Genomic DNA, 14976 nt, shown 5'->3' with positions numbered 1-14976 from the left:
TCACTCCATCACCGCCGCGAGGTAGGCGCGGACCAGGCGGCCGCCCACGCCGGCGGGCAGCCGTTCTATCGCCGCGAGCAGCGGCGCCATTCCGCCACCGCCTCCCTCGGTCCCGGCCTCGTCCGCGTCGAGGACACCACCCACGAGCGCATGCACCTCATCTTCTGGCAGGGCGAGCAGGTCGGCGGGGGAGAGGGTCCCTGTCTCCAGCGCGTCGAGCACGTCGGCGAACCCCGTTGGAGGAACTGGATCAAGCTGCCCACGGACCTCGTCTGCGGCCTCAAACGCCACGCGGAGGATCTCCTCGACGAGCCGTTCGGTCACCGGGGTGATGGTGAGGTGGGACGACGACGACAAGGTCCCCCGCTCCTGGCGGTAGGCGGGCTGCGCCTGGACGGCGATGCCCCTCCGCGCGCAGGCATCCGCCCAGAGGTGCGGGTGAACGCGCCGGCCGTCTCCGGCGGACTCGTCGGCGACGACCGCGACCAGTGGGCCGGGATCGCGGTCGAGGACCCGCAGCCCCTCGATGCCGGACAACCCGTCGACCAACCGATCGGTCGCCCGGGCGGTCCGGGCGACCAGCTCCCGCTGCCCGCCTTCGCCAAGCGCCTCGAGCACCGTCCACGCCGCCGCCGCGGGTTCGAGCGGTTTGGATCCGGCGAGCGTCGGGTTGACCACCGGGTAGCCGGGCCAGTCGACGGTGGCGAACCATGCCGCCCGGTGGCGTTCGCGGCCCCGGCTGAGCAGCACCGACGTGCCCTTTGGTGCGAAACCGTACTTGTGTACGTCCGCCGAGATACTGGTGACCCGCGCGACCCGGAGGTCCCATAGCGGCATCGGGTTCGGCTCGGTGGCGTCCGGACCGGCGAGGTCCGGACCGGGCCAGAACGGCAGCACCAGGCCGCCGAGGCAGGCGTCGACGTGCAGCCCGATGCGCGGATCGTGCTCGGCCTCGAGTCCGGCGGCCACCTCGGCCACGGGGTCGATCACGCCGTTCGGGTAGGCGGGCGCCGAACACACCACCAGCACCGTGTCCCCATCGACCGCCGCGAGAAGCTCGGCGGCGGTCACCCGCCCCGTCCCGGGATCGACCTCGACGCCGACGAACCTCAGGCCCAGCAGGTGCGCGGCCTTGCGGAACGCCGCGTGCACCGTCACCGGCGCGACGATCGTTCCACCGTCGCCCGGCTGTCGACCGGAGACCTCGCGGGCGGCGAGGCAGGCGAGCATGCAGCTCTCGGTGCCACCGGACGTGACGTTCCCGTAGATGTCGCCACCGAGCCCGTCGCCGCCCTCGCCACCCGCGCCCGCGGACCGTCCACGGAGAATGTCGCGCACACGGTCGACTATGCCGCCGTGGATCCGGGCGACCGAGGAGTACACCGTGGGGTCGAGGCCGTTGACGCCATGGGCGAGACGAGCCGCACGGGTCGCCAGTTCGTCGAGTTCGGCGAGCCCGGAATCGTAGACGTACGACAGGACCCGGCCCCCGGTGGTCGGCGGGTCCTGCGCCCGCATCGCGGCGAGGCGGGCCAGCGCGTGTTCCCCGCGATCGGTGATCTCCAGGGCGAGGGGATCGGGGGTCATGTTCGCTCCGTCCATCGGGGATAGGACCGGCCGAGAGTCCGGATCAGCAGCAGGCTCGCGCCGGCGAGGAGCGCGGGAACCAGGGAGAACGCGAGGACGATGGCCCACTGCGCCGTCCCGGGCTGATCGGACACCCCGCCGGAGCGGAAACCACCGAATGCCAACAGGGCGAGCACGACGACCGGGCCCAGGGCCATCGCGCCGGTCTCCGACGCCGTCCACAGGCCGCTCATCGCCCCACTTCGTCGTCGTCCCCCCAACGAGCGATCCAGGTCGGTGCAGTCGGGCAGCATCGACATCGGTAGAGCCTGCATGCCCGCGTACGCGACACCCGCCATCGCCACCGGGAGATGCACCCACGCGCCGGGGGAGAAGCCGGCCGGGATGAGCAGCAGGGTCGCCACCGTGAACAGCGCCGTGGCCGCGGCCAGCGCCGGCACCTTCCCGCGGGCGTGCGCGAGACGGGTCCACAGCGGCATCACGAGTAGCGCAGGGCCCACCAGCGCGAGGAAGAGCCCGGTCAGAGCGGTCTCGTCACCCAGCACGTAGGTCGCCACGTACTGGCCGCCCGCGAGCATCACGGCCGTCGCGACAGCCTGCAGACAGAACACCGCGACGAGCAGCCGGAACGGCCGCGTGACCCGCAGCGCGTCGAGTCCGTCGCGATACTCGTGCGCGAGCCCACCGGCCGGCGCGTCGGCCCGCATGATCGTGCTGCGGCCCGCCACGAACGTCGACCACAGCATGCCCATGAGCATCAGCGCGGCGACCCCGACGGCCATCACCACGTATCCGGTGGGCCCGCCGCCGGCGGCGTCGCGTAGCGCCGGGCCACCGCCCCCCGTGAGCAGGATCGCCGCGGAGAGAACGGCCACCCGCCACGCCAGCAGCGTCACGCGGGCGGCGGCGTCATCGGTGAGTTCGGCCGGCAGTGCCAGATACGGCACCTGGAAGCACGAGTACGCGATGGACGCCAGGAGGAAGAAGCCCATCACCCACACCCCGGCCGCGCCCGTGCTCCAGCCGGGCGGCGCCGAGAAGGTCGCCACGAACAGCAGCGGCAGGGCCAGCGCCCCGAACAGCATCAGGCCCGTGCGATAGCCGCTGCGGTGGGACGCCCTGTCCGAGATCGCGCCGATGAGCGGGTAGGCCAGGACGTCGAGGACCTTGGGCACCAGCACGAGCACCGTCGCGACGGCCGCCGCCACCCCGATCGAGTCGGTGAGGTAGTACGCCAGCACCAAACCGGGCAGGGTGCCGAACGCACCCGTGCCGAGGCTGCCCGCCGCGTACGAGGCGAGGACCGGGGCCGTGGTGGACCGGTCGGTCGCCACGCCGCCCGGCGCGCCGCGGGGAGCCCCGCCCGCGCCGGGCTCCCCGCCCGTGGCCGCGGTGGTGGTCATGGACCGACTCTAGGGCGCTTGCGGCCCGTCGCGCCGTCGAAAAGAGCGTTCCGCACACCTGCCTCTCGGCAAACGTGTGCGGAACTGTCTTGTCGACGGGGTATGGCGGTGGGGTCGGGAGCCGGGGTCTGGCGGTGGGGTCGGGCGGTGGGGTCAGCCGCGCCAGTCGAAGGTGTCCGGGTCCGGGCCCGAACGGGTGCCGTTGTGCAGCGCGGTGATGGAAGCCATCTGCTCGTCCGACAGCTCGAAGTCGAACACCTCGAGGTTCTCGCGCATGCGGGCCGGGCTCGAGGACTTGGGGAAGACGACGTCGCCCCGCTGCAGCACCCACCGGAGCACGACCTGGGACACCGTGCGCCCGACCTGCTCGGCGAGCGCCTGCAACTGGGGGTCACCGAAGACCGCGCCCTGGGCCAGCGGGCTCCATGCCTCCACAGCGATGCCCCGTTCGACGCACGCCGCGCGCAGGTCGTCGTTGACGAAGTACGGGTTGGACTCGATCTGGTCGACCGTCGGGGTGCTCAGGCCGGCCTCCGCCAGTCGCGCGAGGTTCGCCGCGGTGAAGTTGGAGACGCCGATCGAGTCGACGGCCAGGTCGGAGCGGATCTCCTCCATCGTCTCCCACACGGTGGCGACGTCGTTGTGCATCGCCAGTGGCCAGTGCACGAGGTAGAGGTCGATGCGCCCGCCCAGGGCCTCGAGCGAGCGCTCGGTGGCCTCACGGGCGGCGGTGCGCTCGTGGAAGGTGTTGTTGAGTTTGGTGGTGATCCAGAACTCGTCGCGCGGGATGCCGGACGCCGCGACGGCCCGGCCCACGCCCTCCTCGTTGCCGTACATCTGAGCGGTGTCGAGGTGGCGGTAACCGGCTTCGATCGCGTCGGTGACGACCTTCTCGGTGTCGGCGGGCGGGACCTGGAAGGTGCCGAATCCGACCTGGGGGATCGAGCGGCCGTCGTTCAGGGTGAGCTGGGGGATCTGCGTGTCAGGTGTGGACATGCGACCAACGTACGCGCCGTTCCCGTGGCCCCGCCGAGAAGAGGATCTCGTGCACGCTCACTCGACCGATACGCGCGTTTTCCTCTTCTCGGCGGGAACCTGCGGAGGCGGCGGAGGCGGCAGGCCCGGCGGGAGACCGGCTCCGGGTCACCCCTGCCCGGTCCGCAGGGACGCCTCGACGAGGTCGAGCATCTCGCTGACGTGCTCGGTGCCGCGACCCGTCGCCAGGTGAGTGATGAGGCCATCGAGCACGATGTCGAGGTACACACGCAGCACGTCCGCGGGGATGTCGGTGCGCATCCGTCCGGACGCCTTCTGTTCGCGGAGGCGGGCCACGACCGCCGCGTCGACCTCCGCCTGTCGGTCCGTCCACCGTTCCCGGAAGTCCGGGTCGGTGCGGATCCGCCGGGCGATCTCCAGACGCGTCCCGAGCCAGGAGAACTCCTGGGGGTCGGCGAGGATCTCCCGCATCACCTGGACCAGACCCTGCGCGGCCACGGTGGCGGCCATCGCTGCCGCGTCGTCGTGCGCGAGTGCGAGGAAGAGCGCGTCCTTGTCGTCGAAGTGGTGGAAGATGGCACCCCGGCTCAGTCCGGTGGCCTCTTCCAGACGACGCACCGTGGCGCCCTCGAACCCGTACTCGGCGAAGCACTCACGTGCGCCTGACAGGATCTGGTGTCGCCGGGCGTCCATGTGGTCCTGACTGACCCTGGGCATCTCGCTACCTTCCTTCGGAAACACCGCGGCGGTGCGCAGTCACCTTGCCTGAGCAGGGGAAACCGCGCACCGCCGTTGATGCGGGAGGCCGATCAGCCCTTGATCATGTTCCGCAGGACGTACTGCAGGATGCCGCCGTTGCGGTAGTAGTCCGCCTCGCCGGGGGTGTCGATGCGCACCTTGGCGTCGAACTCGACGACCTGGCCGTCCTCCTTGGTGGCGGTGACCTTGACCGTCTTGGGCGTGGTGCCGTTGTTCAGCTCCTCGATGCCGGAGATGTCGAAGGTCTCCGTGCCGTCGAGCCCGAGGGTCTCGTGGGACTCGCCCTCGGGGAACTGCAGCGGGATGACGCCCATGCCGATGAGGTTGGAGCGGTGGATGCGCTCGAACGACTCGGTGATCACGGCGCGGACGCCGAGCAGGCGCGTGCCCTTGGCGGCCCAGTCACGCGAGGAGCCGGTGCCGTACTCCTTGCCGCCGAGCACGACGAGCGGGGTGTTCTGCTCGGCGTAGTTCTGCGCGGCGTCGTAGATGAACGCCTGCGGCGCACCCTCCTGGGTGAAGTCACGGGTGTAACCGCCCGTCACGCCGTCCAGCAGCTGGTTCTGCAGCCGGATGTTGGCGAACGTGCCACGGATCATGACCTCGTGGTTGCCGCGGCGGGAGCCGAAGGAGTTGTAGTCCTTGCGCTCCACGCCGTTGGCGTCGAGGTACTGCGCCGCCGGGGTACCCGGCTTGATGGTCGACGCCGGCGAGATGTGGTCGGTGGTGACCGAGTCGCCAAGCTTGGCCAGGACGCGGGCGCCCTTGATGTCGGTGACCGGCTCCGGCTCCATCTCCATGCCCTCGAAGTACGGGGCCTTGCGAACGTAGGTCGACTTCTGGTCCCACTCGAAGGTCTTGCCGTCCGGGGTGCTGAGACCGCGCCAGCGCTCGTCTCCGGCGAACACGTCGGCGTACTTGGACTTGTATTCGTTGGACGAGATGGAGGCCTTGATGGTCTCCTCGATCTCCTCGGAGGTGGGCCAGATGTCCTTCAGGAAGACGTCGTTGCCCTCCTTGTCCTTGCCCAGCGAGTCATTCTCGAAGTCGAAGTCCATCGAGCCTGCGATCGCGTAGGCGATGACCAGCGGCGGGGACGCCAGGTAGTTCATCTTGACGTCCTGGTTGATCCGGCCCTCGAAGTTGCGGTTACCGGACAGGACGGCGGTCGCGGTGAGGTCGTTCTCCTGGATCGCGGCGGAGATCTCCTCCGGCAGCGGGCCGGAGTTGCCGATGCAGGTGGTGCAGCCGTAGCCGACGAGGTGGAAGCCGAGGGCCTCCAGGTCGGGCCAGAGACCGGCACGCTCGTAGTACTCGGTGACGACCTGCGAGCCCGGGGCCATGGAGGTCTTGACCCACGGCTTGGCCGTGAGGCCCTTCTCGTGCGCCTTGCGGGCGACGAGCCCGGCGCCGATCATCACCGACGGGTTGGAGGTGTTGGTGCACGAGGTGATCGACGCGATGGACACGATGCCGTGGTCCAGCACCATCTCCGTGTCGCCGACCTTGACCTCGACCGGCTTCGACGGGCGGCCCTCGGAACGCGTGGACGCGTCGGCGCGGACCGCACCTTCCTCGGCATGGGCGAGGGTCACCTTGCCGGCGTTGTCCGACGGGGCACCGCCCTCGGACTGCATCCGGCCCTTCTCGGTGTCACCGAGCGGCTCGGCCTCGCCGTCCACGTAGTTGTGGATGTCCTTGCGGAACGCACTCTTGGAATCGGAGAGCTCGATGCGGTCCTGGGGACGCTTCGGGCCGGCGATCGACGGGACGACGTCCCCGAGGTCCAGCTCCAGGTACTCGGAGAAGACGGGCTCCTCGGAGTCCGGGTGGAGCCACATGCCCTGCTCCTTGGCGTAGGCCTCGACGAGGGCGAGCTGCTCCTCGTCGCGGCCGGTCAGGCGCAGGTAATCGATGGTCTCGCCGTCGATCGGGAACATGGCGCAGGTGGAGCCGAACTCCGGGCTCATGTTGCCGATAGTGGCGCGGTTGGCCAGCGGCACGGCCGCGACACCGGCGCCGTAGAACTCGACGAACTTGCCGACGACGCCGTGCTTGCGCAGCATCTCGGTGATCGTCAGCACCACGTCGGTGGCGGTGACGCCCGGCTTGATCGCACCGGTGAGCTTGAAGCCCACGACGCGGGGGATGAGCATGGAGATCGGCTGACCGAGCATCGCGGCCTCGGCCTCGATGCCGCCGACGCCCCAGCCGAGGACGCCGAGACCGTTCTCCATGGTGGTGTGCGAGTCGGTACCGACACAGGTGTCGGGGTAGGCCTGGCCGTTGCGGACCATCACAGTGCGCGCCAGGTACTCGATGTTGACCTGGTGGACGATGCCGGTGCCCGGGGGGACGACCTTGAAGTCGTCGAACGCGCCCTGACCCCAGCGCAGGAACTGGTAGCGCTCCTCGTTGCGCTGGTACTCGATCTCGACGTTCTTGTCGAACGAGCTCTCCTGGCCGAACGACTCGATGATGACGGAGTGGTCGATGACCATCTCGGCCGGGGCGAGGGGGTTGACCTTGTCCGGGTCGCCGCCGAGGGTCTCGACGGCCTCACGCATGGTGGCGAGGTCGACGATGCAGGGCACACCGGTGAAGTCCTGCATGATCACGCGGGCGGGCGTGAACTGGATCTCGGTATCGGGCTCGGCGTTCGGATCCCAGTTGGCCAGCGCCTCGATGTGCGCCTTGGTGACGTTCTTTCCGTCCTCGGTGCGCAGGAGGTTCTCGGTGAGGACCTTGAGCGAGTAAGGGAGCTTCTCGGCCCCCGGAACCGCCGACAGGCGGTAGATGTCGTAGGTCTCGTCGCCGACCTCAAGGGTCCCCTTGGCGCCGAAACTATCAATGCTTGCTGTCACGTCAGCTCCACTCGTGGTGCGAATGTCGGTTCGTCATCCCTCCCGGTGTCACCGCGTCTGTCTCGGGCGGCGGCGCCGGGGCGGACACAGCATCCATTGTGGACCCTGTGATCCGTCTTCGGCCGCCAATTTACCAGTACGCCCGTCCTGTATAGCCCCCGGCACGCCCGAACGTGGGCACGCGACTGCGGTTATCGCCGACGAGCGGCGCGTGGGTTCGTGGGTGACGACGGAGAGATGGCACCATGTCGCACGTGGACACTCCCTCCGATCCCGTGACGGTGCTCGCGTATGCGGCCGAGCCGATCATGTCGTTACGGGAGGACGAGGTCCCGCACTGGCTGGACTACCAGGCCGTGGTCGCCGACCTCGCCGACGACGGGGTCTCCGCACCTGCACCGTTCGTCGAGGGCCTCCGGACCGTGGTGGACGAGGCCGGTGATCGAGGTCTGGACCTGAAAGTGGTCTACACCGAGGCGCCGGCGACCGTCTACACGGACGCCCGTGACCTCGCGGCGTTCCTGGGCGAGGAGTACGACGGCACGATCCTCGTGCGCACCCCGGTGTTCATCGGCAGCTCCAGCGACTCGATCCCGCGCCACCAACTCGAGGCCGGACAGGACGACGCCTGGGAGGAGTTCGACCCGGTGGCCTCCGCCGCGGTCTTCGCTCACAAGGTCACCGCCCCCGCTCCGCCATGGGGCGCCCTGACCGCGGCCGCGATCGTGGTCACCGTGCTCGCGCTCGTCGCCTTCGCGATCGTCCTGCGACGTCGCTCACGCTGAGAAGACGCCGAAACGTCGCTTTTCCGACAGCGGTGTCCAATTCGCGACACGCCGCCCGTCCTGCTGTTATGCAAGTTACAGCAGTGTATTTTGCCGACCGATGTTTCACATGTGTTCCCTGTGTCCTACGGTGCTAAAGGAACACTAGGTTCTACCGAGTCGTGTTGAGGCTCCAGTGGCGCAGGGGAAGGCATCACCGGCCGCCGACACCGCCTCGGTCTCGCGTCCCGCCGTGCGGGTCGCGCGGTCAGCCGCACCCCGGTGCGGTCAGCGGAAGGTGAAACGTGGAACCTGACCATTCGTCGAACCGTGCCCGAGGGGCGCGCACACGCAGGTATCCCGGAAGGGCACCCGGGCGGGCGGTACTGGCCGCGGTGCTGGTCCTGGGAACAGCCGCCGGTGCGGTGCAGGCGCCGGTGGCCGGAGCCCAGCAAGTCACCGCGGTCGCGCCCGGCGACATCTCCGGCCTTATCCGTGCCGTCGCCGATGCCAGCGCCCGACTGGACCAGACCCGCGAGGAGATCGCGGTCAGCCGGGAGAGCGTCAACAAGAGCCTGGTCGACCTCCAGATGGCCCGGATCGAACTCGACCGGGCCATCGCAGAGGCAGACCGTACCTCCGCCGAACGCGAGCAGGCGGAGTCCGGCGTCGAGTCCGCGCGCGGCACCCTCGACGATTATTCACGGCTGTTGCACCGGCAGGGAACCGCACCGGGCGCGGCGTCGGCGATCCTCGATCCCGGCGGGCCGGCGGATGCCGGGCTGCGCCAGGAGTATCTCCAGCGAGCCGCGGCCGACCAGCGCACCGTGGTGGGGGAGATGGTGGCGGCCGCCGATGAGGCCGCCCGGCGCGAGTCCGAGGCAGTGGCCGCCCGCGACTCCGCCGAGCAGCGTTACTCGGACGCCGCCGAGCGTCGGGCCTCCGCCGAGGCGGAGGTCTCCAGGGTCGCGGGCGACGTCACCGCTCTGGAGGACCGGGTCGTCGCGCTGACCCGTGAACTGGACGAGCACCGCGCCGCCCTCGCGGAGTCGGGTGCCACCCCGGCGGGGCCACGGGTCGACGCCGCGGACGCGGTCGACGCAGAGGCGATGCGCGCGGAGGCCCTCAGTGTCCTCGCGGGCCAGCCGGAGGCCGGGGAGCAGGCGGCCGACATCGCCTCCGCGCTCCCGTCGCATCTCGACCTGGGCGCGGTCCGGCAGTTCGCCGGGGGCTCCTCGGACGAGGCGACCCGAGCCATCGGGGGGACCATCGACGCCGGCAGCGTGGGCGCGGCCGTCGACGCCGGCATCAACGGTGACACCGAGGCGATCGTGCAGCAGGTCGCCGACGCGATCAGTCGGGCCGACTTCGGCTCGATCGCCCAGGGGCCGGCGGCGCCCGGGCCGGGCGCCGGCCAGGGCGGGAATGCCGGGACCCCCTCGAACAGTGCTCGCGTGGAGACCGTCGTCAACCGCGCCCTCTCCCAGCTCGGGATGCCGTACGCGTGGGGAGGAGGCGATGCCAACGGGCCCACCCGTGGCATCCGCGACGGCGGGGTCGCCGACTGGCACGGTGACTACAACAAGATCGGCTTCGACTGTTCGGGGTTGATGATCTACGCGTTCGCCGGGATCGGCAAGGCGCTCCCGCACTACACCGGCTACCAGTACACCGCCGGGCCGCAGTTCCCGGTGGCCACGCGACAGCGGGGCGACATGCTGTTCTGGCCCGGCCACGTGGCCCTTTACCTCGGCGACGGCCGCATGGTCGAGGCACCCCAGTCCGGTGACGTCGTGAAGATCTCGCCGGTGCGGATGGCCGGGATCTCGCCGATGGTGGTCCGGTTGGTCTGACCGCGGCACCGGTACTGTCGTCCCCAACCCGTTCGGACGGCCCCGGCAGGGCGCCCGGAACACCCGACCACGCGAAGGAGCCCTCCGCGGTGAGCGATCCCCATCCCGAACAGTCGAGCCGTCCCGGCGAGCCCCCCGTGAGTGCGTCGACGGCCGCGGAGGACGCACGTCTCCTGGAGCGAGCGGTCTACGAGGTCAAGAAGGTCGTGGTGGGCCAGGACCGACTGATCGAGATGATCCTCGTCGGCCTCCTCTCGCGGGGTCACATCCTGCTCGAGGGCGTCCCGGGCGTGGCCAAGACCCTCACCGTGGAGACCTTCGCCACCGTGGTGGGAGGGAGTTTCCGGCGGCTCCAGTTCACCCCGGACCTCGTCCCCGCAGACATCGTCGGCACCCGCATCTACCGGCAGGGCCGCGAGGAGTTCGATGTCGAGCTCGGCCCCATCCTGGCGAACTTCGTGCTCGCGGACGAGATCAACCGTGCACCCGCCAAGGTCCAGTCCGCGCTGCTCGAGGTCATGGCCGAGGGGCACGTCTCGATCGGCGGGCAGACCTTCCCCATGCCCAGCCCATTCCTCGTCATGGCCACGCAGAACCCCATCGAGAGCGAGGGTGTCTACCAGCTGCCGGAGGCACAACGGGACCGCTTCCTGTTCAAGCTCGTCATGGACTACCCCACCCCGGAGGAAGAACGCGAGATCGTCTACCGGATGGGCTCGACCCCGCCGGAACCCACGCGGGTCCTCGGCGTCGACGCCCTCATCCGGTTGCAGAAGGCCGTCCGCGAGGTGTTCGTCCATCACGCGTTGGTCGACTACGTCGTCCGCGTCACGGTGGCCACCCGCGAACCCGCACGCCACGGGCTGGAGGACGTGGCGCGGTGGCTCTCCTACGGCGCCTCTCCCCGTGCGACGCTCGGGGCCGTCACCGCAGCCCGTGCGCTCGCCCTGGTGCGGGGACGCGACTACGTGGTGCCGCAGGACGTGATCGACGTCCTGCCGGCCGTCCTCCGGCACCGTCTCGTGCTGACCTATGACGCGCTGGCCGACGAGGTCACCGCCGACACCGTGGTGCGACGCGTGCTCGAAGCCGTACCGCTCCCACAGATCAGCGCGGTTCCCGCCCAGGCCGGCCCGCCGCCGTCACGGTGACCGCCGCGGACGAGGGCAGACGCGACGACCCCGTCGACGCGTCGTCCCGTGCGGCCCTGGCCCAGCTGGAACTGCTCGTCACGCGCCGTCTCGACGGGGTACTCAACGGCGACCACCGCGGACTGCTGCCCGGGCCGGGCACCGAGCCCGGGGAGGCGCGGGCCTACGAACCCGGGGACGACGTCCGAACGATGGACTGGTCCGTCACCGCCAGGACCACCGTCCCGCACATCCGTCAGACCATCGCCGACCGCGAGCTCGAGACGTGGCTGGTCGTCGACCTCTCGCCGAGTCTCGACGTGGAGGGCCGGCACGGAGCCAAGCGGCGACTGGTCGAGGCCGCCGTCGCCACCGTCGGCTTCCTCTCGGCGGGCGGTGGTAGCCGGGTCGGCATGGTCCTCACCGGGGACGGACGCCCACGCGTCCTGCGGGCGACCGGCGGACGGGACCACGTCCGACGCCTACTGGAGGAGGTGGCGCGGTCGGCACCACGCGTCACGCCGGGGGGCTCGCTCGACGACTGCCTCCACGCCGTCCGGAACGCCGCTCGCCGGCACGGCCTGGTGGTGGTGATCTCCGACTTCCTGTCCGAGGTGGACTGGGAACGGTCGCTGCGCGTCCTGGGCACCCGCCACGAGTTCCTCGCCGTCCACGTGGCGGACCCACTCGACATCGCACTCCCGGCCGTGGGCGCCGCCCTGCTGCAGGATCCCGCCACCGGGGAGGTCCTCGAACTCGACGTCGACGACGCGCTCGCCGCCGACTACCGCCGAACCGCCGGTGAGCACCGCGACCGCGTCCACTCCGCGCTCCGGCGGTGCGGCGCACCCGTCCTCGCCCTGCGGACCGACCGTGACTGGATCCGTGACGTCATCGACTTCGTCGGCGTGCGCCGCCAGGGCGGCCTGCCGACCGGCGACAATCTCGTCCGCGACCTCCCCGACGACCGGCCCGGGACGCAGGAGGTGGCGACGCGATGAGCCTGTCCGAGTTCCAGCATCCGCTCTGGCTGATCCTGCTGGTCGTTCCACTGGCACTCGCCGTGGGATACGTCATCGCGCTGCGGTCCAAGAAGCGCCGGACCGTGCGGTTCGGCAACTTCGGGGTCCTCCGGACCGTCGATCGCCGAGGACGCCGCTGGTTCACGCACGTCCCGGCCGTGCTCCTGGTGCTGTCACTGCTCACCCTCGTGGTGGCCCTCGCCGGCCCACAGCGCGAACAGAAGGTTCCACGGAACCGGGCGACCGTCATGCTCGTCGTCGACGTGTCCCTGTCCATGGAGGCCACCGACGTCTCCCCGTCGCGACTCGAGGCCGCACAGCAGGCCGCCACGACCTTCGCGAACAACCTCACCCAGGGCGTCAACCTGGGCCTGGTCTCCTACGCGGGCACCGCCTCGATGCTCGTCGCCCCCACCACGGACCGGGGACCGGTGGTCCGCGCGGTCGAGCGACTCAGGCTCGACGAGCGCACCGCCACCGGGGAGGCCATCTACACCGCCACCCAGGCGATCACCACGTTCACCGAAAGCCTGGGCGGACCCGACCAGGCACCCCCGGCGAGGATCGTCCTGCTCTCCGACGGCAAGGAGACCGTCCCCGCCGACCCCACCGAGGAGCGGGGCGCGTTCACCGCCGCCGAACGGGCCTCGGAGGCCGGCATACCCGTCTCCACCATCTCGTTCGGCACCCTGTACGGCACCGTCGACATCCAGGGCAGGCCCCAGCCCGTGCCCGTCGACGACGCGTCCCTGCGACAGATCGCCGACATCTCGGGGGGCGACTTCTTCACCGCCTCCAGTCTCGAGGAACTCGACTCCGTGTACCGCACCCTCGAGGAACAGATCGGCTACGAGTGGAAGAAGGCCGACGCCTCCCGGCCCTGGCTCGTCATCGGCACCCTGCTGGCCATGCTCGCGGCGGTCGGGTCACTGACCGCGCACCGGCGGATCCCGTGACACCGACCGGGACCCCAGTGCGGACCAGCGCCGGACCGCCCGCCCCGGCTCGCTAGGGTGGGGGACATGGTTTCCGAGAGCACGCCCGGCACCACCCCCCGAACGGTCCTCGTGACCGGAGGTAACCGCGGGATCGGGCGGGCGGTGGCCGAGCGGCTCCGTGCCGACGGCCACCGTGTCGCCGTCACCCACCGCGGGTCCGGGGCCCCCGAAGGGCTCTTCGGAGTGCAGTGCGATGTGACCGACCCCGACTCGGTCGACGCCGCCTTCACCGCCGTCGAGGCCGAGTACGGCCCGGTGGAGGTGGTGGTCTCCAACGCAGGGACCACCGAGGACACCCTGCTCATGCGGATGAAGGACGAGCAGTTCACCAGCGTGGTGGACGCCAACCTCTCGGGCGCGTTCCGGGTGGCCAAGCGTGCCTCCCGCGGGATGTTGCGGGCCCGGTTCGGTCGCCTGATCTTCATCGGTTCGGTGGTCGGGCAGTCGGGCACCGCGGGGCAGGTGAACTACGCCTCGTCGAAGGCCGGTCTGGTCGGCATGGCACGCTCGCTCACCCGCGAACTCGGGTCCCGCAGCATCACCGCGAACGTCGTGGCGCCGGGTTTCATCGACACCGACATGACCGCCGGTCTCGATGACAAGACGCAGGAGCAGGCGATCGCGGCGATCCCGCTCGGACGCAAGGGGTCGGCCGGAGACGTGGCCGGGATCGTAAGTTTTCTCGCCGGTGACGACGCCGGCTACATCTCCGGGGCCGTGATCCCGGTCGACGGCGGAATGGGAATGGGGCACTGACATGAGCCAGACCGACACGGGCGAGAAAGTGGAGTCCGGCTCCGGGCTGCTCTCCGGTAAGACGATCCTCGTCACGGGCGTCATCACCGATGCCTCCATCGCGTTCCACATCGCCAAGCACTGCCAACTGCACGGTGCGCAGGTCATCCTCACCGCATTCGGCCGCCCGTCGTTGGTCAAAGCCATCGCCAAACGCCTGCCCGAACGTCCGCCTGTGATCGAGTTGGACGTCCAGAGTGAGGACGACCTGGCCGCGCTGGCCGACCGGGTGCGGGAGCACGCCGACTCGCTGGACGGCGTCGTGCACTCGATCGGGTTCGCGCCGCCCAGCTGTCTCGGTGATCCGTTCCTCGACGCGCCCTGGAAGGACGTGGCCGTGGCACTCGAGGTCTCCGCCTACTCGTACGCGTCGCTGGCGAAGGCCGTGCATCCCCTGCTGAACCGCGGTGCGTCGATCATCGGCCTGGACTTCGACCCCCGGTTCTCCATGCCGTTCTACAACTGGATGTCGGTCGCCAAGAACGCCCTCGAGGCGGTCAACCGCTATGTCGCCCGCGACCTGGGTCCAGAGGGGATCCGCTCGAACCTCATCGCCGCCGGGCCCGTCAAGACGCTCGCGGCGAAGGCGATCGCGGGGGAGGCACTCGGACCCGGTGGCGAGCTGGACCAGATGCAGGACGAGTGGGACCGGCGGGCCCCGTTGGGATGGGACGTCGACGACCCCACCGCGGTGGCCACGACGGCCGTCGCCCTGCTCTCGGACCTCATGACCGCCACGACCGGCACGGTGATCTACGCGGACGGCGGCGCGGGGACGGTCTCGTTCAGCGGACAGGAGAAGTGA

Annotated in this window: 12 protein-coding genes; 7 read left to right on the top strand and 5 right to left on the bottom strand. The window is 70.3% G+C overall.

Annotated features, from left to right (window positions below):
* The 5 genes from VZF99_RS07490 to VZF99_RS07470 form a co-directional block, all read right to left on the bottom strand.
* The gene (locus VZF99_RS07490) at positions 1 to 1587 is read right to left on the bottom strand and encodes a pyridoxal phosphate-dependent decarboxylase family protein (RefSeq protein ID WP_407336005.1); all 1587 of its coding nucleotides are present in this window, start codon (positions 1585 to 1587) and stop codon (positions 1 to 3) included.
* Positions 1584 to 2990 carry an MFS transporter gene (locus VZF99_RS07485; protein ID WP_407336004.1) on the bottom strand — a complete coding sequence of 469 codons (1407 nt, stop codon included), beginning with the start codon at positions 2988 to 2990 and terminating at the stop codon, positions 1584 to 1586. Before VZF99_RS07485 ends, VZF99_RS07490 begins: the two co-directional genes overlap by 4 nt.
* 153 nt (positions 2991 to 3143) lie before the next feature.
* On the bottom strand, positions 3144 to 3986 hold the full coding sequence (locus VZF99_RS07480; protein ID WP_407336003.1) for an aldo/keto reductase: 843 nt from the start codon (positions 3984 to 3986) through the stop codon (positions 3144 to 3146).
* Between the two features lie 147 nt (positions 3987 to 4133).
* A complete protein-coding gene (locus tag VZF99_RS07475) occupies positions 4134 to 4703 on the bottom strand; it encodes a TetR/AcrR family transcriptional regulator (RefSeq protein ID WP_069390485.1) in 570 nt (189 codons plus the stop codon).
* Between the two features lie 92 nt (positions 4704 to 4795).
* Positions 4796 to 7609 (bottom strand): aconitate hydratase, encoded by a 2814-nt coding sequence (locus tag VZF99_RS07470; protein ID WP_407336002.1) that lies wholly within the window; start codon positions 7607 to 7609, stop codon positions 4796 to 4798.
* Between the two features lie 254 nt (positions 7610 to 7863).
* Between VZF99_RS07470 and VZF99_RS07465 the strand changes: the two genes are divergently transcribed.
* From VZF99_RS07465 to inhA, 7 genes are all read left to right on the top strand, one after another.
* Positions 7864 to 8394 carry a DUF6676 family protein gene (locus VZF99_RS07465; protein ID WP_407336001.1) on the top strand — a complete coding sequence of 177 codons (531 nt, stop codon included), beginning with the start codon at positions 7864 to 7866 and terminating at the stop codon, positions 8392 to 8394.
* Positions 8395 to 8678: 284 nt separating this feature from the next.
* Entirely contained in the window at positions 8679 to 10226 is a 1548-nt protein-coding gene (locus VZF99_RS07460; protein WP_407336000.1) for an NlpC/P60 family protein, read from the top strand.
* Between the two features lie 137 nt (positions 10227 to 10363).
* Complete coding sequence (locus tag VZF99_RS07455) at positions 10364 to 11377, top strand: MoxR family ATPase (RefSeq protein WP_067714538.1); 1014 nt, start codon at positions 10364 to 10366, stop codon at positions 11375 to 11377.
* The gene (locus VZF99_RS07450; protein WP_253003604.1) at positions 11374 to 12357 is read left to right on the top strand and encodes a DUF58 domain-containing protein; all 984 of its coding nucleotides are present in this window, start codon (positions 11374 to 11376) and stop codon (positions 12355 to 12357) included. Before VZF99_RS07455 ends, VZF99_RS07450 begins: the two co-directional genes overlap by 4 nt.
* Positions 12354 to 13334, top strand: a complete 981-nt coding sequence (locus VZF99_RS07445) for a VWA domain-containing protein (RefSeq protein WP_159148914.1) — start codon at positions 12354 to 12356, stop codon at positions 13332 to 13334. Before VZF99_RS07450 ends, VZF99_RS07445 begins: the two co-directional genes overlap by 4 nt.
* Before the next feature lie 66 nt (positions 13335 to 13400).
* On the top strand, positions 13401 to 14132 hold the full coding sequence (gene fabG1, locus VZF99_RS07440; RefSeq protein ID WP_407335999.1) for a 3-oxoacyl-ACP reductase FabG1: 732 nt from the start codon (positions 13401 to 13403) through the stop codon (positions 14130 to 14132).
* Position 14133: 1 nt separating this feature from the next.
* A complete protein-coding gene (inhA, locus tag VZF99_RS07435) occupies positions 14134 to 14976 on the top strand; it encodes an NADH-dependent enoyl-ACP reductase InhA (protein WP_253003603.1) in 843 nt (280 codons plus the stop codon).

It is taken from the genome of Dietzia kunjamensis, from assembly GCF_045689975.1.
GTDB lineage: Bacteria > Actinomycetota > Actinomycetes > Mycobacteriales > Mycobacteriaceae > Dietzia > Dietzia kunjamensis.
The sequence above is the reverse complement of the archived record's forward strand: the minus strand, read 5'-3'. Positions and strand labels throughout refer to the sequence as shown.